The following is a 25,879-nucleotide window of genomic DNA, read 5'->3' as shown; positions in this document are numbered from 1 at the left end:
TTAACCCTCACCGGCCTTCTTCATTCCTGAAACAAGGAGCGCCGCCCCCACTGCACCGATGTGCTGTGAGTATGGTGGCACTATGACATCTATACCCCCAAGGATGTCGCTGACTGCCTTTACAAGACCCTCTATAAGTGATGTTCCTCCGACCTGTATCAGGGGCTCCCTGACATCTATCTCCTGGAGCTGTTGCTCGTAGACCTGTTCAGCCACAGAGTGGCATGCTGCCGCGGCTGTGTCCTCCCTGGAGGTCCCTGCTGCCAGGGCTGTGACAAGGTCCTGTATACCGAAGACTATGCAGTAGCTGTTTAGAAGGGCCTTCCTGTAGTCGCCCTTGAGGGCGAGGCTTCCGAGCTCATCTATCTCCACACCGAGTCTCCTGGCGGTTATCTCAAGGAAACGACCTGAGGCACCGGCACAGATACCCCCCATGGTGAAGTTGTCTGGTATACCATCGTTGACCGTGATGACCTTGTTGTCCATACCACCTATGTCCAGCACCGTTGCCTCTCCCTTCTGGTGGTCTGCAAGGAACACTGCACCCTTGGAGTTGACGCTCAGCTCCTCCTGGATGAGGTCCGCCCCGTAGTGCTTCCCTATTGTGAGTCTACCGTATCCTGTGACACCCATCCCATCAATATCCTCAAGCTTGTAGCCGGTCCCTGAGAGTGCCTCCTCTATGCCCTTCTCTGCTGAACCTATGACATCGGTCGTTGGCAGCCACCCGGTACCTATGACCTCATTATCCTCCATGAGGACAACCTTGGTTGTTGTTGATCCCGAGTCGATACCCATGGTGAGGCCCTCCTGTTTCTCCCTTGCCAGTATGCTCTTCCTTGCGACTATGGTGGCTAGGGCCTCCATACGTATAAAGAGTTCATCCGCCTTGGTCCTTTCTGTGAATGAGTAGGTTACAACTGGGAGCCTGGTGTTCTGCTGGATGAACCTCCTGAGCTCATTCCTCACAAGGGCGCCCTCGGCACATCTGAAGCATGTTGCTATGAAGACTGCATCGGCATCTGTTTTACCCTCCACCAGGGACATTGCCCTGGCTATCATCAGCCTTATGCTTGAACTGGCACAGTTGAACCCGAACTTTTCATAGGCCTCATCTATGTAGTCGAGGTCAGCCTCGGGGATCACTATCTCCGCCCCGAAGGTTTCGGCGGCCTTCTCAATTTCCTTCTGAACACCACTGTAGTCGGTTCCGCATGAAATCTGGGCTATTTTAACCATTTTGAGCCTCCAGTTCGTCTAAGAAATTATTTATCTTGTTGACAACATCTATTGTCTCCTCACGTGTGCGGGGATATTTAAGTTCAAGGGTTGGTATGCCCCTCTTCCTGAGCTGAAAGACGCAGAGCTCGTTGGTCCTTGCGCAGCCTATGCAACCGAAGCCGAAGGGTGCCTCCTCCATTATTATGGCTGCATCTGCCTCCTCTATGAGCGGACCGAAGATTGACATCCTGCCCCTGACACCTGATGGAACCTCTATTGCGGCGTACTTCAGTCCCCTGATTGGGTCCTCTTCGGTTATGTTGAAGGGAGGTGAGTCTATTTCAGGGTCTGTGACCTTCTTTTTTAATTCCTTCTGGATTACCAGTGGCTCATGTCCCCGTCTCTCAACAAGATCAGCCAGTATCAGTGAGTTCGGTGGAAATATGGCTATCTTCAATAGAATTCCCCCTTATCTGTATCCTGGGGTCTTCTGGCTATCTCGACCATGTCTGTGAAGAGCCCCTTTGTCGCGTCAACGATGCCCACTGCACATATAACCTCACCCTCCTCCTTGAGGGGTACGACAACAACGGGAATCCCTCTGTATGGTCCCCTGTCAGGTGTTTCCCGGGCTATTTCCCCTGATTCCAGGACCTTCTCAAGTACGGGTCCTGTGTAGTTATCATCAATCACCTTTCCGTCCTCTATTCTGAGGCCCGGTAATTCCCTGCTCCTTATTGTTAGGGGCAGGCGACTTACAAGTTCATGTATGCAGATGCCAAGTTCCCTCAGTTCCTCTCCACTTGATGATGATGTTATTTTCATTTTAACCAGCCCTATGTTTTCTGTTTTGATTTTTGAGCTTTTTCAGCTATCCTGCGGAATTCATCCACAGAGATCTTCTCCTTTATTTCAGGTGCGACCTCCTGCGGGTTTTCAAGGGCCTCGCATACGTAGCCCAGGAGTTTGAATTCCTTCTCAAGCTGATGGTATCCCTCCCGGGCGGCCCCCCTGTGTCCCCTGCATCTCCTGGGGTCTCCAGGTGGAAAGCCCCTCTCCTTTGTGAATATGTTGGGGGGGTCAAGGCTCCTTATCCTTTTCACGGCCTCCATTACCACATCCTCATCTCCATGGATAAGTGCTCCGTAGCATGTTGACTTTATTGTGAGGGGAAGGCCAAGGAGGTGGAGTTTCTGGACAAGTTCCGATGAACTCAGCCTCGCCGATGGACCCAGTATTATCATCCTGGTTGCCTTTTCACCCTCTTTTTCTTTCCCGGACATATACGGTATCCCCCTCTTTCAGTTTTTCAATATTCTCAATTCCACCTGTGATTTTACCTATCATGTTGGTGCCGTTGAATGGTTCACCTGTGGGACCATACTCATCGTTGTCCTCGAGTCTGACACCCACCATACCTATGTGGCGCCTTGACATGTTGGTTATGCCGATGTTACCCTTCTTAACGCATCTCTCAGGTGTATTTTCCGGTATGAGTCCCTTTGCCAGTGATTTATCGCCCTCAAACATGACCACCTTCATTCCAGGGAAGGCGAAGTGTACCCTGAGGGATCCTATCGGTGTGTCGATGAGACCTGTGAGCCTGCGGAAGTACCAGGATGATCTGGGAGCAGCCGGGTCCAGTTCTATCTCAAGGATCTTATCCTGATCAACACCAACTGTCCTGACCTTCCCCTCCCTCAGGATGTCCATGGTGTAGGGTGGGTCCTGGACCACCACGATGGCATCATCATCCATTATACCCTCACGTATCTGTTCTATACCATATTCCCTGAGGTAATCCTCAGCCTCCTTCTGGGTCATGGCCACGGTCATTATCCTTCCGGGTTCGCATTCCACTGTTATCTGGTCGCCCTCGCCTGCTATGTCAACCAGTTCCATGCCCTCTGTGACATGGCCTATGATGTTATGGGATGGGGTTGAAACCCTATCCTCCCTGTAGATGTAGACCCTTCCAGAGCCCCTTCCTGTGTTTCTGAGTGTCACAGCCCCCCTGTTTCTCTTGTCGATTTTTTCGGGGTCTTTCTTTATTCCCTGGAGGGAGTAAAAGCCTATGAATGAATTTGCCTCATAGTCAACCCTGAGTTTTCCATCCTCCAGCATGGAGAAGAAATGTTCCACTGACTGTGGTGATTCAGGGGAGGGTTTAACCTTCACGTAGGTGAAGATCTGGTTGCCTTCCTCGAGTTCTGTGTTGAGTTCTGTTACAGCGGCGCTCTCAACTATGCTCTTCCTCTCAACCACGGGTTCAACTGATTTCACCATGTCATCCGGGGTTAACCTCTCAACTGTCCTTTTTCCGCCTGTTAACCTTGCAAATACTCCTCTGTTCTCCCTTGGGACACCGTATACTGCTGAATGGGGTTCCTTTGATATTATTATATGTGTTGAATCCGGGCTGAATCCTGAGAGGCTCATTATAACCTCATCTTCATCGTAGGTGAATTCATCCCTTGATGGTTCCAGTTCTGTCCTGAGGGGTCCCATTGCGATCTCAGATGGAGTGGTCCACCTGATGCGCATGTTTTCAAGTCCAGTGTAGATGCTCCTCCATTCCTCGACCAGGGCCGGTGCCTCTTCCGGCAGGAGTTCCAGGAGTATGCTGCCTGCTGTTGTCCTGATGCGGTAGGTGTCTATTGTCCTCTCAAGTTCCCTTGTACCGCTTATGAGGCACACCAGTGTCCCCTCCACGTAGGGGGCGCCGGTTGCCTCAAGGGCATCCCTCACCGTGGATCCATCCGGAAGTTCTACTCCCGCCCCGTTGACCTTAACAAACATGATTTCTCCCTCATAGAATTTCTTCACTCAATCCTGTTTCCCCAAACATCAAAATCTCCCCACTCACATGGTTCTTCACAATTTTTCCTCGGTCACTCCTGTTATTATCTCACTTTTAAGGTCAAAGAGGACCCCCTCATCATCATCAACCCTCAGATAAAGCCTCTGATCGGCTATTATTTCGCCAGCATCTGATGCTGTTATTCCGACTGACTCCAGCAGCTCCACACATTCATTTACATTTTCAGGTGCTGTTGTTAGAACGAAACCTGATCCTGGATACATCTTAAGCCAGCTGTCCCAATCAACGGATCTGTTCCTTGGAATGGATTCCATTTCAATTCTCGCCCCCACATTCGAAGCTTCAAGGAGCATTCCAAGTGTTCCGAGTGTGCCAGGGTTACTTATGTCCTTCCCTGCGGTGACAAGGTGCCTCTCAGCAAGTTCTGCCATGATATCTATCTGTGCCTGCACATCCTCGGGGCTCTTATGCGTGGTTGTATCCCAGTTCAGTGGAAATGAAGGGTGTGGCCTTCCATCGAGGTCTATCCCGACAATGACGCGGTCCCCTGGCCTGGCGTCACAGCTTGTTATGATGGCATCCTCGGATGCTATCCCTGCAATTGAAACATCAAGGGCATCGTAGGGGGTGTCGGGGTGAACGTGACCCCCCACCATTGGAACCCCGAATTTATCTGCACCATCCTTTATGCCCTCCATGACACTGTAACAGGTTTCACTGGAGTTTATTGACAGTACATTGACCATACCCACAGGTTTACCGCCCATGGCCGCTATGTCATTAACGTTAACAAGGACGGAACAGTAACCTGCCCAGTAGGGGTCGGCGTCCATCAGGCGGCCCCATATGCCATCTGCGGCCAGTAGAAGAAGTTTCCCGTCCCCGATCCTTATTGCAGATGCGTCGTCACCGTAGCCGAGGTAGGTGTTTCCTGAAACATTGTAGGCATCATTCAGAATAGAAACAATATTCTTTATCGGTCTTTTTCTTGTTACACCCTCAAAATTTTTAAGGGAATGGATGATATCATCTAAATCCAATTCCACACCTCTTTGTATCGTTTAGGTGTATCTCACAGTGTATTCTGCACCTATATTATCTATAATCTGTAGCAGATCCTTTTTAAAAGTTTCCAAGTCCTCCACTTCAATTGTGTCACTGCCCCTGAATAGCTCCCTGTGGATCCTCTCACCCACTATATCATCCCATCCTCCCTCAAATTCTATTATGATGGAACCTGAGCATTTGAAACCGTTCCTGACAACCCTGTCAATGTCTCCATCTGTGATGCCAATGATTGGAACGTCAAACCTGTAGAGTATGTCTGCTGCCACAAGGGTCGTGTCGTCTCCCACGGTGACAACCAGGTCAGCGTCATGAAGGCTGTAGATGTCCTCTGCTGCGTGGTTGAGGAATGAAACCCTGAAGCTCTCCTTATTATTTTCTCTTAGCTTCACCTTTCTTGGTTTTACATCGGATCGTCTTAGGAGTCCTGTCTTCACCACCGCGTCCCTTAGGTTGACCCTTCCAAGCTTCTCGACGCCGTGTTTCTTTATGCGGCCCCCGATTATATTTGTGATTATGCCGTTCTCTGCAACCAGTGTGACGTCATCTGAGGTTGATGTCCCCACCACTATACCGTTGACAAAGATGTTCTCGTTCTCTGAGACACCCACGAGTCTGCGGTATTCCCTGCTATCAGGTTCCTGTTCGTTGCAGGGCTCTCCATGGAATATTTCACGGCATATCTCCTCGGGGTCCACCAGTTCAAGTCCAAGTTCATCTGCAAGCTTTTCTGCGAATGGGAGTACCTCCCTCCTCCAGGGTACAACACTTCCATCGGGCTCTCCAGGTCTTTCTATCTGGACCATGGGCGGTTTCTTCTCCGACCTCTGGAATACCTTGTAGCCAAAGCCGTGGCCGGTTATGCGGGATTTTCCATAGTTCATGAGTACAACAAGGTCATGGCCCTCCTCTGCACAGAGGTCAACCGATTCACTGGGAAGTCTCTTCTCTGAGATGTCTATGATATCCTCAAGGTGGGCGTCGTAGACAGCTGTTCTTCCCATGGTGCCTCCCAGTCTTGCCTTCACATGACCGTATTTTCTAAGGAGTTCTATGAGCTGTGCTGCATAGCCAGAATCAACAATGTGTGGTCCGTGAACAACCACTCCTATCTTCATGAAATCACCTGAAGTTTCAGTTTCTGTGCCTCTTGCGGACTATTCTTGAACCGCATATCTCACATTCCTCAAATTCATAGTCCAGGGGGTACACCCTCCGGCACCCGGTGCATACCCGTCTCCAGCTGTAGGTGTCCCTTATACCTGATGTTAGAACACTCCTGAACCCTATACCCAGGATTTTCAGTGTGTTCTGTATTGTGTAGTCGTCTGTTATCACAGTGACGTCATCCTCCCCCCTCAGGGAAACTGCAAGGCCTATGACCTCCATGTCTGTGGGGGAAAGTCTCATTATGTCTCCTGATTCGCTGATGGCGTCCTCCACCACCTTCATGCTCTCAGGGTCGGGTTCGGTTATTTTGAGTCTACCTTCCCTCAGTGCATCCTCCAGTATCATCATTGACCTGAAATCCCTGATCTCCTCTGTGACCGACCTGACAGTGTAATTTTCCCTTCCCTCTGGCACGTATCCATTTATGAAGGCAGACGCGTCAAGAACCTTCTTCATAAAAACCACATTATCAATATGCATGGGGTCTCTGTCTTCAGCTTTGAGGGATCACCCTAATAAATGTACCTTGAGATGATGAAGAGGAAAAACGCAATCAGCTGCACTGCCCCAGGAAAGATCCCTGCAAAAATGTGGATGTATGTTTCCATCCTTAAAGGCTTCAGAGCTGCTGAATGGTAACCGGGCTGACATGAAAAAGTATTACCACAGAATCTAATAAAACTGTTAGAAACCTGTTTTTTTGGATTTAAATGGTTTTAAAACCTTTAAACGGGATTATGGCTCCCAGATGCTGATTTAAATAACCTAACGAAAACTTTATAAATAGTGCTGTTAATATATAGTAAACGGGTAGGGTCCAGGACTTTTAAAACTTATTCTGGTCTTTTAAATTGGAATTGAAACCGCCTCCAATCCAATATCAAACCCTACCCCGATCAAATCGTCATAAATTTTTATTACTTTTCTCTCCTTGTCAGAAAGGGGATTATAATCATTTTCGATAAGCTAAAAACCAGAAGACTTATAAATCACGCCCACATAAATAAATTGTTACATCCATAATTCAGTATTAAGTAGACGGTTGATGAATATGAAAAGTCAGAGTATGGAGGAGCACAGGGCCTCAGCTCCAGAGAATATCAGCTGCGGTGTCATCACCCTCAGTGATTCAAAGTACCGGGAGTTCCAGGAGACCGGTGAAATACCCGAAAGTGACACATCTGGCAGACTTCTGGTTGATGCACTCTCCCGTGATTACAGTGTTTCAGAATACACTGTGATACCCGACGATGGTGAGAAGCTCATCTCTGCAATTCATGACATGATCGATGAAGGGGTATCAGTCATATTCACCACAGGCGGCACCGGCATCGGAAGCCGTGATATAACCGTTGAGACACTCAGGGGGATCTTTGAAAAGGAACTTGATGGTTTCGGTGAGATATTCAGGTATCTCTCATTCAAGGAGCTTGGAGCCGGGGCAATACTCAGCAGGGCAACTGCAGGCGTTTACCGGGGGACCCTCATATTTGCACTGCCGGGATCACCCAACGCAGTTAAGCTTGGAATCGAAATTGTGGTCCCGGAGATAGGTCACCTTGTGAAGCACCTGCGGGAATAGTGAGAAATAATAATAGAATGTTCAGGAATGGTTGAAGTCAGATACCGAAAGTAGGGGTATGAGGGTTATGCCCTCCCTTTTAAATTCCTCGACAGCCCCTTCCTCACGGTCAACAATAACAAATGCCTTCTCAACGATCCCACCATTCTCCTGAATTGCCCTAACCGCCTTAAGAAGAGAACCGCCAGTCGTTGTAACGTCCTCAACCACGGCAACCCTGTCACCTTTCTGCAGATCCCCCTCAATGAGTTTTGATGTTCCGTATCCCTTTTTCTCCTTTCTTATCATCAGGAGCGGTTTTCTGGAGTAGAGTGACACCGCAGTGGCTATTGGGACCGCCCCGAGGGCTGGACCGGCTATCCTGTCCACTTCACCGGCCGCATCGGCTATTAGCCTCGCTATAACGTCAAGGACAGCCGGCTCCGTTACCGCCCTCTTTATATCAACATAGTAATCGCTTTCCCTGCCGGATGAGAGGATGAATTTACCCCTCTGAACGACATCCATTTCAGACAGAAGTTCTATAAGCTCCCTTCTGAGTTCCTCTGTATTTTTGACCTGCATATCTTACAGACTCCCAGCTCTGGAACGTAGCAATCTGAACATACCTGTGCCCCGCAAAGTCTACACGTGTGAAGAAAACCTGCACGCCCGCAGATGCTGCAGATTCCCCTGAGCTCCAATCTCTTCACCGGCCCATCGGGTCTATTCTTCAGGGCCTTTGAGGAGTATCTTGTCACCTATCTTCTTGACCATTTCATAGGGGACTATTGTTTCACCCTTTGATAGTCCAAGGCCCTCTGATATTCCGCCCTTCCCAAGAACAAGTGATTCTATTGCCTGGGATTCTATGTCGACTTCCACGTCCTTTACCTTCCCTATGACCTTTGCAGAGCTGTCAAGAACCTCTTTACCAACCATTTCCTCAACTATTCTCATAATACCACCATTTAATCACTGTATTTATTATTGGTCTTATTGGTATTTATAATTTTAAATGCCGTTCACCGAAAGACTTTTATATTATGATGTCCATTAAGTTGTTTTTCTTACAAAAATATATTTTATTTTTGGAGGCATAAAACCCATGAGAAAGGCCCTGGAAATATTCTGGAAGGATATGAAGACCGTTAAAAACAGTCCAGTTGTACTCTTCGTAATCGCAGTTATAATCTGCATCCCGGCGCTCTACGCCGTATTCAACATCCAGGCGACCCTTGATCCATACTCAAGGACCTCCAGTATAGAGGTTGCTGTTGTCAATGAGGACAGGGGAGCGGATTTCAATGGCACACACATGAACGTGGGTGCAGAATTTGTCAGTGAACTCAGGAAGAACAGAAACTTCGACTGGCAGTTCGTTGACCGATCCGATGCAATGGACGGCCTGAGGAAGGGAAGATACTACGCCGTTCTCATAATACCTGGAAACTTCAGCTCTGACCTCCTCTCAATAAAGAACGGGACCCCCAGACAGGCAAGTATAAAGTACATGGTGAATGACAAGTTAAACCCTGTTGCGCCAAGGATAACAAACGCTGGGGCAGATGCCCTCCAGGCAAAGATAAACAGTGAAGTCGTTAAAACCATTGATGGAATAGTATTCGGTAAGATAAGCGAAGCAGGTGAACTTGCAAGGGCAAACAGGGACGATATACTCAGGACAAAGAGATTCATCAATGAACTTAATGGGAACCTCGGTAAAATCGATGAAACACTCAGCACCGCCAACTCAGACCTGGAAAAGGGACAGAATCTGTGGTCCTCACTTAAAACAGATCTACCAGAAATCAGAGACAACGCCAACTTTGTGAAGGAGAAATACAGCCTCCTTGAAAGTTACATCGGGAAAGACCCTGCAAAGGCCCTTTCAACGGTCCAGAGCATGGAGTCACACCTATCAGAGGCAATAACCTCAATGAAATATCTCCGGGCGGTTCTTGCCAGCCTTTACTCGGCCACAGGAGACCCAAAACTGAAAACAGCCATTGACCAGATTGATACAAATGTAGAGAAGGCCAGTTCAGTTCTCGGGATATTGCAGGCAATTGAATCTGATCTCAAAACAAAGGGCACCACTGACCGGATTGTGAAGCTTAAGGCCTCCATCGACAGGATGGACAGCGCCCTCAACAAACTCATGGACAGCAGGGACGAGATAGACGCTGCAATGCAGGATGCTTCAGCGAAGCTGGGTATGGCAAACGCCAGATGGCCGGCCATGAGGTCAGCCATCCAGGATGCCAGCAGAAAGCTGAACATGATCAGCGATGATGACCTCAACAGCCTCGTTAAGCTGGCTGACATTGACCCCTCCGCTGTGAGGGAGTACTTCAGGAGCCCTGTGAGGATGGAGAAAGAGCACATCTATCCTGTGAAGAACTATGGATCTGCACTGGCACCATTTTACATACCCATATCCCTGTGGATAGGCGGTATAATCGCAGTTGCAATGATAAGCATGAGGGTGAAGTACGGTGACTACAGTAGCATCCAGGTCTACTTCGGTAGGATGGGCCTCTTCATAATAATAGCAGTATTCCAGGCCCTCGTTGTTGTTGCCGGTGCAATGTTTCTGAGGGTGCAGACCACGGGAAGCATGCTACTGCTGCTCACATCCATCTATGTGAGCATATGCTCCATGCTCATAATATATTCACTGACCTCTGCCCTGGGAAATGCCGGTAAGGCCCTATCAATAATAATTCTTGTACTCCAGATTACCGGTACCGGAGGTATATTCCCTGTGGAACTGCTACCCCCATTTTTCCAGGCGATACACCCCTACCTCCCCCTCACCTACGCTGTTGGCGCCCTGAGGGAGGTTGTTGGTGGTGTGATCTGGAGCATCTACTGGACGAACATTGCAGTTCTCAGCCTCTTCCCGGTGGCAACCTTCATTATCACGGTTCTCGTCAAGGAGAAGATGGATAAGAGGGCTCACTGGATGGAAAGCAAGCTGGAAGAAAGCGGTCTTTTCTGATAAACCCTGATTCTTTTATTTTTATTTTTTAGTCCCAAACATCAGCTGATTCTCTACCACTCTGAAGTCATGCAACAAAACAGACCCGGACACAGAACTAACAGGGCCCTTCACAGAGACCTGATTTTATTTGAACAAAAATTCAGGGCTGTGGATTCTCATGCTTTGTTGTTTAACCTGAGATCCGGGTAAAAAAATTAAAGGATTAGATGGAGAAGATCCCTCTTAAAGACCAAGTTCATCCTCTTCCATCCTTTTCTCCTCTTCCTCCCACCTGAGTTCTTCCATTATCTGTTCTTCCTCATCTTCACCGCCCCGGTTCCAGTTCACCAGGCCGTAGATAACGCAGAAGACTGTTATCAGGATGCAGAGGATATATGCGCCCCATACCCATGGGTCAGGTATTCCAAGTACCATGCTTGACCTCCACTAAACTCCGTTAAAACATTTCTGGATGTGCTCATCAGAGGGTGGTTCCGTAAGAAGGCTGACAGCCACCATGAAGATGGCTGAGACCGGCACACCCACCAGTATCGGGTCCACCACCGGCCATGGCATCGCTGCTATAACCGGGCCCCCGAAGAGTGCCTTGGCAATTCCAAGGGCCTCCGCAGTCTTCTTGTATTCGAAGAGTAACCAGAACAGACTTACAATGGCTCCTGAAACCATTCCGGCTATCGCACCCTGCCTTGTGGCCCTCTTCCAGAATATGGCTGCAACATAGACCGAAAGGAAGGATGCTGCACATATCCCGAAGAAAAGGGCTGTTCCCTGTGCAACTATGCTTCCTGGTAGCAGGTAGCCGAGGACCACCGCTATAAGTACCGCTATTATTATGCCTCCCCTTGTGATGAGGACGGATCTATCACCCTTCCTCCTTCTTACTGTCTCATAGACGTCCCTACCTATGGCAGTCCCCTGGACATGGAACTGGGCACTGAGTGTTGACATGGCTGCTGAGAGCAGCGTCAGCATGAAGATGTACGAGAACCACTCGGGCATGGCAGACTTTATGAAGAAAGGTATTATCTTATCTGCGTTTCCACCAGCAGCCTGCACCGCTATCATGCCCATCTTCCTGAAGAAGTAGACATTTGAAAGTGCCCCAACGACGTAGGCGCTCCAGGTCATCACGAATATGAAGAGTGCGCCTATTAGAACACCTCTGTTGAGCTCCCTGTTGGATTTCACGGTCATGAACCTCACTATGAGCTGGGGCTGTGCAAGGACACCCACACCAACACCAAGGATTATTGTTGAGAGGAGCGTCCACCAGTAGGGGCTGCCATATAAAGGCATGCTGGTCCAGCCAGTTGCCCCTATTGCCCGGGCCTTGGCGGGTATGAGGTGTGAAATGTTTGTGAGTGCCTGATGAGCGTCCACAACTCCGCCAAGAAGGTAGTAGGTCGATACAACAAGGAATATCATTCCAAGGAACATTATGGTGCCCTGAAGGGCGTCGGTGTACATAACACCCCTTATACCTCCAAGAACAACATAAACAGCCACTATGACAGCCATCAGTATCAGGGCGATGCTGAAGTCCAGGCCAAGGGTTGTTTCAATGAACCTTGCAGCACCTATCAGGACAACGGATGCATACAGGGGCATTCCAAGAAAGATTATGGCCCCACCAAAGTACTGAAGGAATCTGCTGTTAAATCTCCTCCCCAGGAATTCCGGGAATGTGAGGGCCGACATGTTGTGGCCCATCTTCCTTGTGCGCTTACCAAAAAACACGAATGCAATGAATACACCTACAAGTATGTTGAGAAACACGAGCCAGAGTATACCCATCCCAAAGACACCTGCCATTCCACCGAAGCCGACGATGGCCGCCGTGCTTATGAAGGTGGCTCCATAACTCATGGCCATGATGTAGGGGTGGGTCCTTCTACCGGCCACCATGTAGTCCTCTGAGGTCTCTGTCCTTCTCCATGCCACGTATCCAACGTAGCCCACAAGAAGGAAGTAGATGAGAACGACGATACCGAGTATTAAAAGATCCATTCAACATCCTCCTTTAAATCCATCAAATTATAATTAATGATAATGACAGTTAACATATAAGTCTTTAGAGACAGAAAAAACAAGAAAGCTCATCGAAGGAGATCGAAATGATATGGAACCCTGAAGCCGAATGTATGAGTCAGGAAGAAAAACAGGAATTACAGCTCAGGAGGCTCCAGAATACAGTCAAAAGAGCCTACGAAAACGTGCCCTACTACAATAAGCGTCTGAAAGATGCAGGAGTATTCCCCGAGGATATAGAAACCCTTGATGACATAGAGAAGCTACCATTCACCACAAAGAATGACCTCAGGGAGGCCTACCCCTTCGGCATGTTCGCGGTACCTGACGAGGAGATAGTGGAGGTGCATACATCATCAGGGACAACAGGTAAACCCGTTGTATCAGGTTACACCAGCAGGGACCTTGAAATATGGTCTGAGGTGATGGCAAGGGCCCTGACAATGGGCATGGCCACCAGGAAGGACCGCATACAGAACTGCTACGGCTACGGACTCTTCACAGGAGGTCTGGGTGTGCACTACGGGGGCCAGAAAATCGGGGCCACGGTGATCCCCATCTCAGCAGGTAACACAAAGCGCCAGATTGAGATAATGCAGGACTTTGGCACCACAGTGATAACATGCACACCATCCTATGCACTCTACCTTGCAGAGGTCCTTGAGAAGGAGGGTGTGGATATCGGTGAACTGAACCTGAAATCAGGGATATTCGGTGCAGAGATGTGGACCGAAGAGATGAGGGAAACCATAGAGGCCAGGCTGGGCCTCACAGCCCTTAACATCTACGGCCTCACAGAGATAATAGGTCCTGGAGTCGCGATGGAGTGCACAGAGAAGAAGGGACTCCACATTGCAGAGGACCACTTCTACCCCGAGATAATAGACCCCAAAACCGGGGAGAAACTCCCCAATGGAACAAAGGGGGAACTCGTCCTTACAACACTCACAAGGGAGGGCATGCCAGTCCTTAGGTTCAGGACCAAGGATATAACAGCCCTCAGAGATGGTGAATGTGGATGCGGCCGCACCCTTGTAAGGATGGACAGGATAACAGGTAGAAGCGACGATATGCTCAAGATCCGTGGCGTTATAGTGTTCCCGTCACAGATAGAGAGGGCCCTCCTCAAGATAAAGGGACTGGAACCCCACTACCAGATAGTTGTAACAAGGCCAGAGTTCCTTGATGAACTTGAGGTCCAGGTGGAGGCATCCCCCGAGCTCTTCTCAGATGAGGTTAAACACGTTGAAGAGGCCAAGAGGATGATAGAGAAGCATATACACAGTGAGATAGGCCTCAGGGTTAATGTGACACTCGTGGAGCCAGGAAGTCTTCCCAGGAGTGAGGGTAAGGCCATCAGGGTCATAGATAAGAGGAAATTTGACTGAAGACCTGAGAAAGGGTTAATGGATTGAATGAAGGCTAAGAGGTGTTTTGAATGAAACTGAAACAGATATCTGTATTCCTTGAGAACAGAAAGGGGAGATTGAAGAATGCCATCCACGCCCTCTCAGAGGCAGGCATCAACATCAGGGCACTTTCAATTGCAGACACATCCGAGTTCGGAATACTCAGGATGATAGTCTCCGACCCTGAACTGGCCAGGAGGGCCCTTGAGGAGAGAAACTTCGTTGTTAGGGTCAACGATGTGATAGCCGTGGAGGTCCCGGATGAACCAGGCGGCCTTGATGGAATACTTGGAGTCCTCACAGACCATGACATAAATGTTGAATACATCTATGCCTTCGTTGAGAAGAAGGGTGAGAAGGCCGTTGTGGTCATAAGGACAGAGGATGTGGATGAGGGCATAAGGGCCCTTGAGGATGCAGGTATACCCGTCCTGTCCTCGGATGACATCCTCATCCTCTAAAACCCCTCTCAGAAGCATCAGACACTGACACTCATTCTAACAGCATCTCAGGACTCAGCTGCAGCCTCGAATCCATTCCTGAATGCCTTCAGATTCACATCAATCAGTCTGGATGGCAGGTTATCCCTCATGGAACTGATCAGTGACTCCGATTCGAGAGGGAATCCCCGGGTGGCTGCTGCAGCTCCAAGCATCACCATGTTTAGGGAGAGTATGTGACCTGCCTTCAGGGCAATTTCCTCTGCATTGAATCCCCTGACACTCCCTGCCCTCTCCTCAAGGGTTGACATGATCTCATCAAGTGGCGGGTAGGGGTGCGGGCTCCTCATGAGGTTGAAGGGTGGTATCACTGACGTGTTCAGGATGACCTCTGATTCTTCAGACATCTTTGGAAGGGCCCTGATGGCCTCAAGTGGTTCGAAGGCCAGCACAAGATCGGCTTCTCCATCAGGGATGATGGATCCATGAACTTCACCAATCCTTATCTCAGTTGAGACTGACCCTCCCCTCTGGGCCATCCCGTGTATTTCACTCATAACGACGTTGATGTCCTTTTTCATTGCAGCCTCACCGATTATGACCGAGGTCTTTATTATGCCCTGGCCGCCCACGCCACAGACGTAAATATTGTAGTTCATCCTTTTCCCTCCGGTTTTATTGCTCCTGCGGGACATATCTGGAGGCATACACTGCATCCCCTGCACTTTAGAGGGTCTATGAACACCTCCCCCTCACGGGTCACCATCGCAGGGCAGGCAAGGTCCCTGATGCATTCCAGACAGAGATCACATTTCTCCCCATCAACAGCCATTGGCCTCCCGCGGACCGCTCCAGAGGAGAGCATGCAAGGATACTTTGAGATCACCACAGCCACGGATTCATGTTCCAGGGCCCGTTTAACTGTTTCTGATGTTCTTTTTATGTTCATGGGGTTCACCGTCTCCACAAATTCCACTCCAGAGGCCCTCACTATTTCCTCAATGGAGATCTCAGGGGCCTCATCACCCATCCCATCTACAGGCAGGCCCGGGTGTGGCTGACCACCCGTCATGGCCGTTGTCCTGTTATCGAGGACAACCAGCACAAATCTCTGCTTGTTGTGCACAGCATTTATGAGTGGGGGTATGCCTGCATGGAAGAATGTGGAGTCACCTATGAAGGAGACTATCCTCTGGGTGGTCGCGGCTGAGAATCCACAGGAGGTTCCTATGCTGGATCCCATGCTCAGGAGGTAATCTGCTGCAGAGTATGGAGGCTCTATTCCAAGGGTGTAACACCCTATATCTGTCGGGAATATGATCTCATCCCCTGAGAGTTCCAGTTCATCAGCAGCCCTCCTCACGGCGTAATAGAAAGCCCTGTGCGGACATCCCGGACAGAGTGAAGGAGGTCTTTCAGGTATATCCGGGACATCACATTCCCTTTCAACTGATGGTGCGCCTGTAAGCCCTGATATGGCTTTTCTGAGTATGTCCTCATTGTACTCGTATATCTCAGGGAGTGTGCCATCAAGTTTTCCATGGACATCAAGGTCCAGGCGGGCGGATCCCGCTACTGCAAGGACCTCCCTCTCCATTATGGGGTCAACCTCCTCAACAACCAGGACACGTTTAAGGCCTGAGAGGAACTCCTCCACAAGTCCTGCAGGGAATGGATACGTGAATCCAAGTTTGAGTACCGGTAATTCAAGACCAAGGGATTCAAGAGCATCGTATACATAGTTGAAGGCCCCGCCTGAGGCCACTACCCCAAGTTCTGAATCACTGCCCCCATTGAATACTCTGTTGAGTTCTGATTCATCTGCACGTATCCTCAGTTCCTTCATCTTATCAACAAGTTTCCTGTGCATCACCCTCGCGGTGGCAGGTACCGGTACAAATCGTTCCGGGTCCCTCCTGAAGAACCCCTCTGAAGGTTCACGCATCCTGCTGCCCACCTCAACCACTCCCCTCATGTGGGATACCCTGGTTGTTGTCCTCAGGAGGACCGGCAGGCCGTAATCCTCTGATAGTTCAAAGGCATGGTTCATGAATTCCAGTACCTCCTGGGGATCTGATGGTTCCAGGAGAGGGACGCATGCGAGGCGGGCGTAGTGTCTGTTGTCCTGCTCGTTCTGGGAAGAGAACATGGATGGGTCGTCGGCTGTGAGAACCACCATGCCAGCCCTCACACCGGTGTAGGCTGTGCTCATGAAGGAGTCAGAGGCCACGTTAAGGCCGACGTGTTTCATGAAGGTGAATGATCTGACACCTGAGGCAGCTGCAGCTGCAGCAACCTCCAGGGCCACCTTTTCATTCACAGAGAATTCAAAGTACATTCCTGCCCTCTTTGCGATCCCTGAGAGCACATTGCCTATCTCCGATGATGGTGTTCCAGGGTAGGTGCTTGCAACCCCCACCCCTGACTCTATCGCTGCCCTCACAGCAGCCTCGTTGCCAAGTAAGAACAGTTTATCGCCCTCTCTGGCGTTAAGTATATCCTCCAGTTCCATTAAATCACCTTGATGATGGTATATAAAGCTGATCCAGCCAAATCTGAGGAACCCATATGATATTCTTCACAATATCCTCAGCTGATCCAGCCAAATCTGAGGAACCCATATGATATTCTTCACAATATCTCTTTAACTGTTGATGGACTCCGGTGTTTGATTTTATGTTGAGTGCTGAACTTCTGATAACACTATGAAGATACCACTCAGCAGGACGCGCCGGTCCCGGAGCACTTCCAGAATACATATGTCTGTATTGTTTAAAAGATTATCAGTTAAAATCACAAACCTTAATATGTGTTGATAAACAATTAAAATTCAGTTCATTCTGAAGTTTTTCATATGAGTCAGCATGGAGATGGAAATGATAAATATCAGGGTTTTAAGATTTGAGCCGGGTGTAGATGAGAAACCACACCTTGAAAGTTATGAAATACCCTCAAAGGAGAACATGAAGGTCCTTGACGCCCTTCAACTAATAAATAAAATTCACGGAGCCAATATTGCATTCAGAAGCTCCTGCAGGGCAGGGCAGTGCGGTTCATGTGCTGTTAAGATGAATGGAGAAGTTGTGCTGGCATGCCGCGCTGAGGTGGAGGATGGTGCCATCATAGAACCCATCGACCTCCCCGTTATAAAGGACCTCATGGTCGATCGTGGAGAAATAGAGGAGAAGGTAAAGTCAATGCAGTTATATCTCCAGGCATCCTCTGAGGGAATCCAGAGGATCAGACCAGAGGATTACCTGGACTCCAAGAAGCTCAGGGGATGTATTGAATGCTTCTCCTGTATAAGCTCCTGCCCCGTTATAAAGGAGAGTTCAGAGTACGCCGGGCCCTACTTCATGAGGTACCTGTCCAAATTCGCCTTCGACCCCCGTGACACTGGCGACAGGGCACAGGAGGGCGTGGATAAAGGACTGTACTGCTGTACAACCTGCGGTAAGTGTGCAGAGGTCTGCCCCAAGGAACTCAATGTGCCCGGTGATGCCATTGAAAAACTGAGGGCAATGGCGTGCAGGGAGGGTTCCGGGCCCCTCGATGCCCACAGGAGAATCAAAAAACTTATCTCAGAAACAGGAAGATCCGTTGACAGGATAAAGGATGGTTTCATTGAATCAGTCGGCAAAAACCCCGGGTCACGGATAGGTTTCTTCACCGGCTGCCTGGTGGATTACAGGATGCCAGAGGTTGGAATGGCACTCCTCAGGGTTCTCAGGGAGCACGGCTTTGATGTTGACGTCCCGGAGGGACAGGTTTGCTGCGGATCACCCATGATAAGAACCGGGCAGGTCGACATAGTTGAGGACCTTGTTGAGAAGAACAGGAGGGCCCTCAGGGACTATGATACCATAATAACCGTCTGTGCTGGCTGCGGCGCTACCCTGAAAAAGGACTATCCACGCTACGGTGTTAAGCTGAACGTCCTTGATATAAGTGAATTCCTTGCAGACAGAATCGACACCATCAAAATGAAGCCAGTGAATATGAGGGTGACCTACCATGACCCCTGCCACCTCAAACGGGGCCAGGGAGTTGAATTCGAACCTAGGAAGATCCTGAGGAAGATACCAGGCCTCGAATTCGTTGAAATGGAGAAACCTGATCAGTGCTGTGGATCCGGTGGTGGAGTGAAGTCAGGTAAGCCAGAGATAGCAGAGGCCCTCGGCAGGAAGAAGGCAGATATGATACGTGAACTCGATGTTGACGCTGTTGTAACAATATGCCCCTTCTGTCAGCTCCATATCAGGGACTCCCTTGACCTTGCGGGCCTGGAAAAAGTCAGGGTCATGAACATACTTGAACTCCTGGACCTTGCCTATTCCGATTAAAGGGTTGAGAGACATGGAAGCCCTGGAAATGCTGGCAGAAAATATCAGCGTTGTCTTCGTCGAACCTGAAACCCCTGGAAATATCGGGTTCCTGGCAAGGGCAATGAAGAATTTTGGTCTGAGGACCCTGATCCTCATAAACCCCTGTGAACTCGAGGATGAAGCCTACTATCAGGCAATGCATGCAAGGGACATCGTGGAGGGTGCCCTGATTTATCGGGACCTTCATGAGATGATAGATTCCCTGGAGCCTGACTTCCTTGTGGGGACCACCGGCGTTCCTGGTGGCAGTTACAACGTGGACAGGATCCCCCTCAGACCATCACAGCTTGCAGATGCTATCAGGCCCTCCTCAGGGACCTTCATACTATTCGGGCGCGAGGGTGACGGTCTTTCCAATGAGGAGATAGGTCTCTGCGACATGGTTGTGAGTGTACCGACCTCAGAGGAGTATCCGATAATGAATATAACACATGCTGCAGCCATAATATTCTATGAGCTGTTCAGAGATAGGGAATTCAGATGTGAGGGCCTTGAAGAGGCCTCTGCCATGGAAAAGAGTCTTCTCCTGGAGGAAATGGATGAGATACTCTCGCTGATTGACATCCCGGAACATAAGCAGAGGGTGGCCTCGAGGGTGTTCAGGAACATCACCGGAAGGGCCTTCATAACCGCAAGGGAGGCCCACACGCTCAAGGGAGTCCTCAGGAGAATAAAGAACCGGATGAAAGGTTGATGGTGATTCTCTGTGCCCTTCAGTATCCCTGAGAATAAAGAACCGGATGAAAGGTTGATGGTGGTTCTCTGTGCCCTTCAGTATCCTTGATATCCTTGGGATGGCTGCATTCATCCTCCTCATCATACTCCTACCTGCAATTGTCAGGATGAGGATCTTCTCAGCCATTGAGGGGGCCATAGCCGAGCTCGAGGATATGGAGGGTGATGCCATGAAAATCCTGGCAGAACTTGCAGAGCCTGAGGACCCCAGGACCCTTGAGGATTACCTTGAATTCTTCATAATCCCGCCATCAGATATTGATCCAGCAGGGCTGGCAGATAGGTACCGCCGGCTCCTTGAGATGGGTGATCTGAGGCTCCAGAAACTTGTTGAAAGGTTTCCACCCGCTGCTGATACCGAAAGGAGGGCCTCCATCATCATGTGCATCAGGGTTGCTGCAGGAATGAGGGGGATACTCAAATTCCTCAGGCACAACCTTGAACTTGCAAGGAAAACCGGGAACCTTCAGATCCTTGTGGCACTCCAGATGAATCTTGAGCTGATCATGCGAACCGCCAGGGCCTACATGGACGGCTGCAGGGCCATATCACGCTGCCTTCCCATAGGTGATGGTGCAGGTCCCCTCACTGCAGGGATGCTGATAGAGAACAGGGACCAGAGGGAGCACCTGCATGAAATGGTCTATGTTAAAAAGAGGTTTATGGGGAAGGAAGTTGGTATTCTGAGGCCCAGAGGTCCCGGTTCAAGGCTCGGGATGATGATAAAGGCCATGGAGGAAATCCTTACCCGCGATGAGTTTGATGAGATAATAATGGTTGATGCTGCTGCAAAGCTTGAGGGCGAGAAGACCGGGGCTGTGGCCTGCGGTATGGGTGTGGCCATCGGCGGGTCCGGTGTTGAGAAGTGGTTCATAGAGAACATGGTGCTGGAACATAGAACCCACTCCATCATAATAAAGATGTCCCCTGAGGAGGCAATGAGTCAGATGCCAGAGGATGTCCTGGAGGGCTGCAGGGTGGCCCTTGAACAGATAAAGGGGATCGTCTCTGAATCCGATGCAGACTCCATCCTCATAGTGGGTACCGGTAACAGCAGCGGCATCCCTGACTCCGTGGAAAACCCCGATGAAATCAAGGTTAAGAAGGAGGATAATGGCAGAGATTAGAGAGGAGATGTTTTTAATGGCGATACTCAGTGACCGTGACATAAAGAGGTACATCGAGGAGGGCCTCATCACCATAGACCCCCTTGATGACCCTGAAAGACAGATACAGCCATCATCGGTTGATCTCAGGATAGGTAATGAATTTAAGGGGTTCCGGGTTATAAGGAAACCCTGCATAGACCCCAAGGACCCCTCAGATATAGAGTCCTATATGGAGACATTCCATGTTGAGGACGGACCCTTCATAATACATCCCGGTGAATTCGCCCTTGCAACAACCCACGAATACATAGCCCTGCCTGAGGACCTTGTTGCCAGGGTTGAGGGTCGTTCATCCATCGGGAGGCTTGGTATAACCATGCATGTCACAGCAGGGTACATAGACCCCGGTTTCCATGGAAGGATAACCCTTGAAATATCCAATATAGGTAAGATGCCAGTTGCACTCTACCCCAGACAGAGGGTGTGCCAGATAGTATTCGAGACAATGACGTCTCCAGCAGAGCGACCCTACGGGCACCCCTCACGTGACAGCAAGTACATCGGCCAGACAAGGCCCCAGACAAGCAGAATAAAGGATGACTATGAGATAAGAAACTCCAGACTGTAGAAGGGAGTGATTAATGTGAACCATGAAAGAACCATGACAGTTGCAAGGAAAAGAGGTTTCCTCTGGTCTTCATTTGAAATTTACTCAGGTGTTGCAGGTTTTGTGGACTACGGTCCACTGGGGGCAACACTCAAGAACAAGATAATGAACCGCTGGCGTGAATTCTATGTTGTGAGGGAGGGTTTTTATGAGATAGAATCCCCCACAATAATGCCTGAGGAGGCCCTCAAGGCATCTGGACACGTTGACCACTTCAATGACCCCATGACCCAGTGCAAGGAGTGTATGGATGTCTACCGTGCCGATCACATCATTGAGGACGCCACCGGACGCGACGTTGAGGGTCTTGAGAACCAGGAACTCACAGAGATTATATCAGATGAGGGGATAAGGTGTCCCAGGTGTGGAGGCCACTTAACCCATGTATGGAGCTACAACCTCATGTTTCAGACCCTGATAGGGGCCAGGGGTAAGAAGACAGGTTATCTGAGGCCTGAAACAGCCCAGGGCATATTCATACCCTTCAAGAGGCTCCTGAGATTCTTCAGGAACCGCCTGCCCTTTGGCGTTGTCCAGCTTGGTAAATCCTACCGTAACGAGATATCCCCCAGACAGGGAGTTATAAGGCTCCGTGAATTCACACAGGCAGAGGCAGAGATATTCGTGGACCCTGAAGACAAGACACACCCCGACTTTGAGGAGGTTAAGGAGGACATCCTCAGACTGTACCCTGCCAGTAGACAGATGGAGGACTCCGGAACTGTGGATATGACAGCCTCTGAGGCCCTTGAAGCAGGTGTGATTTCAAGTGAAGTCCTTACATACCATCTATGCCTCGCAAAAAGGTTCCTGATGGATATAGGTATCCCCGAGGATGCCCTGAGGTTCAGGCAGCACCTTCCATCTGAAATGGCACACTATGCAATTGACTGCTGGGACGTCGAGGCATTTACAGATTCCTACGGCTGGATAGAGATCATAGGGATAGCTGACAGGACCGACTATGATCTCAGGTCCCATAGCCAGCACAGCGGGGAGGATCTCAGGGTTTTCATAGAATATGATGAGCCAAGGAGAATTAGGAAACGTGCCGTGAAGCCAGACATGGGCAAACTTGGCCCAAAATTCCGTAAGGATGCCGCCAGGATAGCCAGTGCCCTCAGTGAGGTTGATGTGGATGAAATAGAGAAGGCCCTCGATGAAGAGGGAAGGTTCATCCTTGAGGGTGAATTCGAGATACTCCCTGATGATGTAAGTTTTGAGGATGTTGAGGAGGTTGTGACTGGCAGGAAGGTGTATCCCCACGTCATAGAGCCCTCCTTTGGTATTGACCGTATAATCTACACGCTACTACTGCACTCCCTTGTGGATGATGGGGAGAGGACCTACTTCCGTCTCCCACCCCATGTTGCACCGGTTGAGGTGACTGTCCTTCCACTGGTGAATCGGGAGGAGATGGTGATGACCGCCCTTGAGATAGAGAGAAACCTCAGAAGGTCAGGTTTTATTGCAGAATTTGATTCATCAGGAACAATAGGAAGGAGATATGCCCGTGCAGATGAGATAGGTGTCCCATTTGCAGTTACGGTGGATCATGAGACCCTTGAGGATGGTACAGTGACCCTTCGAAACCGTGATGACTGCAGTCAGGTACGGGTTAAGATTGAGGAACTGGTCCCCACACTTGAAAAACTCAGAGGATAAATCATTCCTCTGCCGGGACCACCTCATCCACATTAACATCCAGCATTTCACTGTCCAGACCCGTGGAGAGGCTCCAGTGATAATCAAAGAGCTCGTTACCCCACCGCAGGAGTTCATCACCGTGACCCATTATGACCCTTGTACTTGATGGGTCAGATCCTCCCTCCCTCCTGAGGCTCATCGCAAAAAAGGTGTCAGAGACAATATATGATATTTCCTGTTTCTCCTCAAGGATTCCGATCCTGAGAAGACCAGAATCCATTGCTTCCTTCAGATTCATACCTGCCGATTCCCTTAGAAACACAGGACAGCTATCAGGTGTGAGTATGACTTCAGCTGCTCCCCCGATCTCAAGGAAACGGCCTATGGCATCTGTGTGTCGGGGCAGGCACACCGAGAGCATTGCCCTGAGGTGGGTGGAGTTATCCAGCATCTCCAGATAGGTTGCATACGGCTCCTCAAGTTTACCCGGGCTGGCTTCAAGGGTGTAGGCGTCCCTGAATACATTTATCTTCATCAGAAATTCCAGGGGTATGACCCCTATTGAGTGTTCATTCCAGAAGTCCCTGTGAAGTCTGACTGCATCCAGTGAAGCTATGAACCTCGAAAGGACCGCACCCATAAGTTTCCCCTTTGAAGTCAATCTGCAGGAATCCTGACTCCTCTCAACCAGCTTTTTTGATTCTAATTCCATTAAGGAATGGGTTATGGTTGAATCTGGAGCCATCATACTCCTCCTGATATCAGAAATGGACCTTTCACCGTCCATCAGTGCAAATATAATCTTTGACCTGACCCGTGAGCCGGCCAGAAATCTGATGTCAGCAAGGAGATTCTGAAAATCACCTTCATCACGTGGTGATAACAGTTTAAATTTCATTCCGGTTCCCTCCAGATCAGCTAGTTCCCTGTTGAAAGCATTATCTTCGTAAGGTTCCTGAGTCCAAGCTTTTCTGATCTTTCACGGTAGTGCTCATAAAGCCGGAGGCCCCACTCAATGGCCCTGGCATCGGTGCTCATGATATCCCTGTTCTGGTCATAAAACCCGTTCCTATCAAAGAGGCCCAGTGACAGGAACTTATCGGTTACTGTGAAGGCAATCCTCAGAGCACCTTCAAAACGTCTTACCCTCAGGTTTCTGTTTTTAATGGATGTCCTTAAAAGACTGAAGCTTGCATTTAAAACCATTTCCCTTATAACACCGTCACTCAGAACGAGTTCGATGGGTACACCCTCCTCAAGGAACCCCTCATATATATCGATGAGATCCCTGTGGGAGATGGGTGAAACACCGTATATCTCACTGGAGCCCCTTATGAGTTCCCTGTATGTGTTATGGGGCCTGTATATATCTGCAGGTGATGCCACTATGAGTTCTGAATTGATGAGCCAGTCAATATCCTCAAGGAGTTCCTGAGGGATCCCGCTTATATCATGGTCAAGCCATATATCCTCAAGGCCATTTATAACCCTCACAGAATCAAACAGCTTCAGTGCGGAGAGTCCCATGAGTTTCATCTCCGGGGTGAGGCTGTAACGGTCCCCCCTCAACCGGACTGAACCCTCATCCATAAGCAGCCTTAGGTTACTGTAGAGTGCTGGCAGGCTGACCCTAACATCCCCCCTTATCTCATCAAAGGTTTTCGGTGATTCCAGAAGAGAAGCTATTATCCTGAATCTTGCCGCTGATTTAAGGATGAACTGAAGGTCATCATAAAGATATTCATATACATCAGTGAGTATCTCGCCATGCATGCATACACCACTCCTCTCACTACACTTATATCCTTCAGGGTTAAATATTTTGATAGAATGAAAAGGGAGGAGTTGAACTGATAGACAGTCATATACATGCAGATACTAGACCCATCGAGGATTTTGAGTTGATGGCTGTGAGTGGTGTTGAAGAAGCCATCGCATGTGCCCATGACCCTCTTGAGGCCCTATCAGCAGATGTAATCCTTGCACACCTCAGGAGAGTTCTCATGGTTGAGCCGGGGAGGGCCTCCCGTAAAGGCCTCAGACTGCACCTGGCACTGGGGATGCACCCGAGGGCCATACCCCCTGATCATGGGAGGGTCCTTGAAGAACTTCCAGCTCTCCTTAAGGATTCATCTGTTGTTGCTGTGGGTGAAATAGGCCTTGACTCGGGGTCAGAAATTGAAAAAGAGGTCTTCATAGAGCAGATGCAGATGGCAGATGAGCTGGGATTCCCTGTAATTGTGCACACACCCCGCACCAGAAAGGCCGAGATAACCCCACTGATAGTGGATCTTGTTGGAGAGAACATTGATGAGAGGAGGGCCGTGATTGAGCATGTTAACATGGATGTGCTCCCTCATCTGATTGAAACTGAATGTATTCTTGGCCTCACCGTGCAGCCGGAGAAGCTCACTCCTGCTGAAGCAGTAGAAATTCTCAGGGAATACGGGACCGAAAGATTTGTCATAAACAGTGACATGAGCTCTGCACCATCAGATCCCCTTTCTGTTCCAAGGACAGTTCACCGGATGAGGATGGAGGGCTTCGGGAGAAGAGAGATAAGGAGGGTGTCCCGGGATAACATCAGAGACCTCATCAAAATTAACTAATCCGG

At 49.5% G+C, this 25,879-nt stretch carries 27 protein-coding genes; 11 read left to right on the top strand and 16 right to left on the bottom strand.

Features of this window, described 5'->3' with window-relative positions:
* The 8 genes from tca_RS08960 to tca_RS08925 all read right to left on the bottom strand — a co-directional run bounded on the left by tca_RS08960 (position 1) and on the right by tca_RS08925 (position 6,733).
* On the bottom strand, positions 1-1,239 hold the full coding sequence (locus tca_RS08960) for a methanogenesis marker 15 protein (RefSeq protein ID WP_115892896.1): 1,239 nt from the start codon (positions 1,237-1,239) through the stop codon (positions 1-3).
* The gene (locus tca_RS08955) at positions 1,232-1,678 is read right to left on the bottom strand and encodes a methanogenesis marker 5 protein (protein WP_115892895.1); all 447 of its coding nucleotides are present in this window, start codon (positions 1,676-1,678) and stop codon (positions 1,232-1,234) included. Before tca_RS08955 ends, tca_RS08960 begins: the two co-directional genes overlap by 8 nt.
* Positions 1,675-2,046 (bottom strand): DUF2111 domain-containing protein, encoded by a 372-nt coding sequence (locus tca_RS08950; RefSeq protein WP_115892894.1) that lies wholly within the window; start codon positions 2,044-2,046, stop codon positions 1,675-1,677. Before tca_RS08950 ends, tca_RS08955 begins: the two co-directional genes overlap by 4 nt.
* Before the next feature lie 11 nt (positions 2,047-2,057).
* On the bottom strand, positions 2,058-2,504 hold the full coding sequence (locus tag tca_RS08945) for a methanogenesis marker 6 protein (RefSeq protein WP_115892893.1): 447 nt from the start codon (positions 2,502-2,504) through the stop codon (positions 2,058-2,060).
* Positions 2,479-4,020, bottom strand: a complete 1,542-nt coding sequence (locus tag tca_RS08940; RefSeq protein WP_170130341.1) for a methanogenesis marker 3 protein — start codon at positions 4,018-4,020, stop codon at positions 2,479-2,481. The genes tca_RS08945 and tca_RS08940 overlap by 26 nt, the downstream gene beginning before the upstream one ends.
* 75 nt (positions 4,021-4,095) lie before the next feature.
* Positions 4,096-5,082, bottom strand: coding sequence for a methanogenesis marker 2 protein (locus tca_RS08935; RefSeq protein WP_115892891.1), 987 nt, complete (start codon positions 5,080-5,082; stop codon positions 4,096-4,098).
* Positions 5,083-5,103: 21 nt separating this feature from the next.
* Positions 5,104-6,225, bottom strand: a complete 1,122-nt coding sequence (locus tag tca_RS08930) for a DUF2117 family protein (protein ID WP_115892890.1) — start codon at positions 6,223-6,225, stop codon at positions 5,104-5,106.
* Between the two features lie 16 nt (positions 6,226-6,241).
* Positions 6,242-6,733: a type II toxin-antitoxin system VapC family toxin gene (locus tag tca_RS08925; protein WP_170130340.1), complete on the bottom strand. Its 492-nt coding sequence runs from the start codon at positions 6,731-6,733 to the stop codon at positions 6,242-6,244.
* Between the two features lie 595 nt (positions 6,734-7,328).
* Here tca_RS08925 and tca_RS08920 point away from each other — a divergent pair.
* Positions 7,329-7,859, top strand: a complete 531-nt coding sequence (locus tca_RS08920; RefSeq protein ID WP_115892888.1) for a molybdenum cofactor biosynthesis protein B — start codon at positions 7,329-7,331, stop codon at positions 7,857-7,859.
* A gap of 21 nt (positions 7,860-7,880) precedes the next feature.
* On the opposite strand, the gene pyrE is transcribed toward tca_RS08920, so the two are convergent.
* Both pyrE and tca_RS08910 read right to left on the bottom strand, forming a co-directional pair.
* Positions 7,881-8,423 (bottom strand): orotate phosphoribosyltransferase, encoded by a 543-nt coding sequence (pyrE, locus tag tca_RS08915; protein ID WP_115892887.1) that lies wholly within the window; start codon positions 8,421-8,423, stop codon positions 7,881-7,883.
* A gap of 141 nt (positions 8,424-8,564) precedes the next feature.
* Positions 8,565-8,798 carry a PRC-barrel domain-containing protein gene (locus tca_RS08910; protein WP_010877461.1) on the bottom strand — a complete coding sequence of 78 codons (234 nt, stop codon included), beginning with the start codon at positions 8,796-8,798 and terminating at the stop codon, positions 8,565-8,567.
* Between the two features lie 148 nt (positions 8,799-8,946).
* Between tca_RS08910 and tca_RS08905 the strand changes: the two genes are divergently transcribed.
* Positions 8,947-10,842 carry a YhgE/Pip domain-containing protein gene (locus tca_RS08905; RefSeq protein WP_115892886.1) on the top strand — a complete coding sequence of 632 codons (1,896 nt, stop codon included), beginning with the start codon at positions 8,947-8,949 and terminating at the stop codon, positions 10,840-10,842.
* A 225-nt stretch (positions 10,843-11,067) separates the two neighbouring features.
* On the opposite strand, the gene tca_RS08900 is transcribed toward tca_RS08905, so the two are convergent.
* Positions 11,068-11,259 (bottom strand): symporter small accessory protein, encoded by a 192-nt coding sequence (locus tag tca_RS08900; protein ID WP_010877459.1) that lies wholly within the window; start codon positions 11,257-11,259, stop codon positions 11,068-11,070.
* A 12-nt stretch (positions 11,260-11,271) separates the two neighbouring features.
* Entirely contained in the window at positions 11,272-12,852 is a 1,581-nt protein-coding gene (locus tca_RS08895) for a sodium:solute symporter (RefSeq protein WP_115892885.1), read from the bottom strand.
* Positions 12,853-12,959: 107 nt separating this feature from the next.
* Between tca_RS08895 and tca_RS08890 the strand changes: the two genes are divergently transcribed.
* Together tca_RS08890 and tca_RS08885 are read left to right on the top strand one after the other, a co-directional pair.
* Entirely contained in the window at positions 12,960-14,261 is a 1,302-nt protein-coding gene (locus tca_RS08890) for a phenylacetate--CoA ligase (protein ID WP_115892884.1), read from the top strand.
* Positions 14,262-14,311: 50 nt separating this feature from the next.
* Complete coding sequence (locus tca_RS08885; protein WP_010877456.1) at positions 14,312-14,743, top strand: ACT domain-containing protein; 432 nt, start codon at positions 14,312-14,314, stop codon at positions 14,741-14,743.
* Positions 14,744-14,790: 47 nt separating this feature from the next.
* On the opposite strand, the gene iorB is transcribed toward tca_RS08885, so the two are convergent.
* Both iorB and iorA read right to left on the bottom strand, forming a co-directional pair.
* Positions 14,791-15,381 carry an indolepyruvate ferredoxin oxidoreductase subunit beta gene (gene iorB, locus tca_RS08880; protein WP_115892883.1) on the bottom strand — a complete coding sequence of 197 codons (591 nt, stop codon included), beginning with the start codon at positions 15,379-15,381 and terminating at the stop codon, positions 14,791-14,793.
* Positions 15,378-17,234: an indolepyruvate ferredoxin oxidoreductase subunit alpha gene (gene iorA / locus tca_RS08875; protein ID WP_115892882.1), complete on the bottom strand. Its 1,857-nt coding sequence runs from the start codon at positions 17,232-17,234 to the stop codon at positions 15,378-15,380. Before iorA ends, iorB begins: the two co-directional genes overlap by 4 nt.
* Positions 17,235-17,598: 364 nt before the next feature.
* On the opposite strand from iorA, the gene tfrB reads away from it, so the two are divergent.
* From tfrB to glyS, 5 genes are all read left to right on the top strand, one after another.
* Positions 17,599-19,065, top strand: coding sequence for a fumarate reductase (CoM/CoB) subunit TfrB (gene tfrB / locus tca_RS08870; protein WP_115892881.1), 1,467 nt, complete (start codon positions 17,599-17,601; stop codon positions 19,063-19,065).
* Positions 19,066-19,078: 13 nt separating this feature from the next.
* Entirely contained in the window at positions 19,079-19,801 is a 723-nt protein-coding gene (locus tag tca_RS08865; RefSeq protein ID WP_115892880.1) for a TrmJ/YjtD family RNA methyltransferase, read from the top strand.
* 70 nt (positions 19,802-19,871) lie between these two features.
* Positions 19,872-20,969 (top strand): DUF1512 domain-containing protein, encoded by a 1,098-nt coding sequence (locus tca_RS08860; protein ID WP_115892879.1) that lies wholly within the window; start codon positions 19,872-19,874, stop codon positions 20,967-20,969.
* Positions 20,970-20,985: 16 nt separating this feature from the next.
* Positions 20,986-21,579 carry a dCTP deaminase gene (gene dcd, locus tca_RS08855; RefSeq protein WP_048061156.1) on the top strand — a complete coding sequence of 198 codons (594 nt, stop codon included), beginning with the start codon at positions 20,986-20,988 and terminating at the stop codon, positions 21,577-21,579.
* Positions 21,580-21,594: 15 nt separating this feature from the next.
* The gene (gene glyS / locus tca_RS08850) at positions 21,595-23,283 is read left to right on the top strand and encodes a glycine--tRNA ligase (RefSeq protein ID WP_115892878.1); all 1,689 of its coding nucleotides are present in this window, start codon (positions 21,595-21,597) and stop codon (positions 23,281-23,283) included.
* A 1-nt stretch (position 23,284) separates the two neighbouring features.
* Here glyS and tca_RS08845 read toward each other — a convergent pair whose 3' ends face one another.
* On the bottom strand, positions 23,285-23,905 hold the full coding sequence (locus tca_RS08845; protein WP_353681339.1) for a transcriptional regulator FilR1 domain-containing protein: 621 nt from the start codon (positions 23,903-23,905) through the stop codon (positions 23,285-23,287).
* A gap of 85 nt (positions 23,906-23,990) precedes the next feature.
* On the opposite strand from tca_RS08845, the gene tca_RS08840 reads away from it, so the two are divergent.
* Positions 23,991-24,122, top strand: a complete 132-nt coding sequence (locus tca_RS08840; RefSeq protein ID WP_269899848.1) for a hypothetical protein — start codon at positions 23,991-23,993, stop codon at positions 24,120-24,122.
* A gap of 61 nt (positions 24,123-24,183) precedes the next feature.
* Here tca_RS08840 and tca_RS08835 read toward each other — a convergent pair whose 3' ends face one another.
* A complete protein-coding gene (locus tca_RS08835; protein WP_115892876.1) occupies positions 24,184-25,038 on the bottom strand; it encodes a winged helix-turn-helix domain-containing protein in 855 nt (284 codons plus the stop codon).
* A gap of 77 nt (positions 25,039-25,115) precedes the next feature.
* On the opposite strand from tca_RS08835, the gene tca_RS08830 reads away from it, so the two are divergent.
* The gene (locus tag tca_RS08830) at positions 25,116-25,874 is read left to right on the top strand and encodes a TatD family hydrolase (protein ID WP_048061154.1); all 759 of its coding nucleotides are present in this window, start codon (positions 25,116-25,118) and stop codon (positions 25,872-25,874) included.
* Positions 25,875-25,879 lie beyond the last annotated feature (5 nt).

Source organism: Methanothermobacter sp. EMTCatA1 (assembly GCF_002356395.1).
Taxonomy (GTDB): domain Archaea; phylum Methanobacteriota; class Methanobacteria; order Methanobacteriales; family Methanothermobacteraceae; genus Methanothermobacter; species Methanothermobacter thermautotrophicus.
Note: the sequence above shows the minus strand (reverse complement) of the source record. Positions and strands in the feature narration are given on the sequence as shown.

Excerpts from the sequence above, each read along its gene's own strand:
- tca_RS08930 (WP_115892890.1), bottom strand. The coding sequence starts at position 6,225 with ATGAAGATAGGAGTGGTTGTTCACGGACCACACATTGTTGATTCTGGC.
- iorA (WP_115892882.1), bottom strand. The coding sequence starts at position 17,234 with ATGGAACTGGAGGATATACTTAACGCCAGAGAGGGCGATAAACTGTTC.
- tca_RS08960 (WP_115892896.1), bottom strand. The coding sequence starts at position 1,239 with ATGGTTAAAATAGCCCAGATTTCATGCGGAACCGACTACAGTGGTGTT.
- dcd (WP_048061156.1), top strand. The coding sequence starts at position 20,986 with ATGGCGATACTCAGTGACCGTGACATAAAGAGGTACATCGAGGAGGGC.
- tca_RS08885 (WP_010877456.1), top strand. The coding sequence starts at position 14,312 with ATGAAACTGAAACAGATATCTGTATTCCTTGAGAACAGAAAGGGGAGA.
- tca_RS08950 (WP_115892894.1), bottom strand. The coding sequence starts at position 2,046 with ATGAAAATAACATCATCATCAAGTGGAGAGGAACTGAGGGAACTTGGC.
- tca_RS08940 (WP_170130341.1), bottom strand. The coding sequence starts at position 4,020 with ATGTTTGTTAAGGTCAACGGGGCGGGAGTAGAACTTCCGGATGGATCC.
- tca_RS08835 (WP_115892876.1), bottom strand. The coding sequence starts at position 25,038 with ATGCATGGCGAGATACTCACTGATGTATATGAATATCTTTATGATGAC.
- tca_RS08840 (WP_269899848.1), top strand. The coding sequence starts at position 23,991 with ATGGTTGAATCTGGAGCCATCATACTCCTCCTGATATCAGAAATGGAC.
- tca_RS08890 (WP_115892884.1), top strand. The coding sequence starts at position 12,960 with ATGATATGGAACCCTGAAGCCGAATGTATGAGTCAGGAAGAAAAACAG.
- pyrE (WP_115892887.1), bottom strand. The coding sequence starts at position 8,423 with ATGCAGGTCAAAAATACAGAGGAACTCAGAAGGGAGCTTATAGAACTT.
- tca_RS08920 (WP_115892888.1), top strand. The coding sequence starts at position 7,329 with ATGAAAAGTCAGAGTATGGAGGAGCACAGGGCCTCAGCTCCAGAGAAT.
- tca_RS08900 (WP_010877459.1), bottom strand. The coding sequence starts at position 11,259 with ATGGTACTTGGAATACCTGACCCATGGGTATGGGGCGCATATATCCTC.
- tfrB (WP_115892881.1), top strand. The coding sequence starts at position 17,599 with ATGATAAATATCAGGGTTTTAAGATTTGAGCCGGGTGTAGATGAGAAA.
- iorB (WP_115892883.1), bottom strand. The coding sequence starts at position 15,381 with ATGAACTACAATATTTACGTCTGTGGCGTGGGCGGCCAGGGCATAATA.
- tca_RS08895 (WP_115892885.1), bottom strand. The coding sequence starts at position 12,852 with ATGGATCTTTTAATACTCGGTATCGTCGTTCTCATCTACTTCCTTCTT.
- tca_RS08945 (WP_115892893.1), bottom strand. The coding sequence starts at position 2,504 with ATGTCCGGGAAAGAAAAAGAGGGTGAAAAGGCAACCAGGATGATAATA.
- tca_RS08925 (WP_170130340.1), bottom strand. The coding sequence starts at position 6,733 with ATGAAGAAGGTTCTTGACGCGTCTGCCTTCATAAATGGATACGTGCCA.
- tca_RS08905 (WP_115892886.1), top strand. The coding sequence starts at position 8,947 with ATGAGAAAGGCCCTGGAAATATTCTGGAAGGATATGAAGACCGTTAAA.
- tca_RS08865 (WP_115892880.1), top strand. The coding sequence starts at position 19,079 with ATGGAAGCCCTGGAAATGCTGGCAGAAAATATCAGCGTTGTCTTCGTC.
- tca_RS08845 (WP_353681339.1), bottom strand. The coding sequence starts at position 23,905 with ATGGGTGCGGTCCTTTCGAGGTTCATAGCTTCACTGGATGCAGTCAGA.
- tca_RS08910 (WP_010877461.1), bottom strand. The coding sequence starts at position 8,798 with ATGAGAATAGTTGAGGAAATGGTTGGTAAAGAGGTTCTTGACAGCTCT.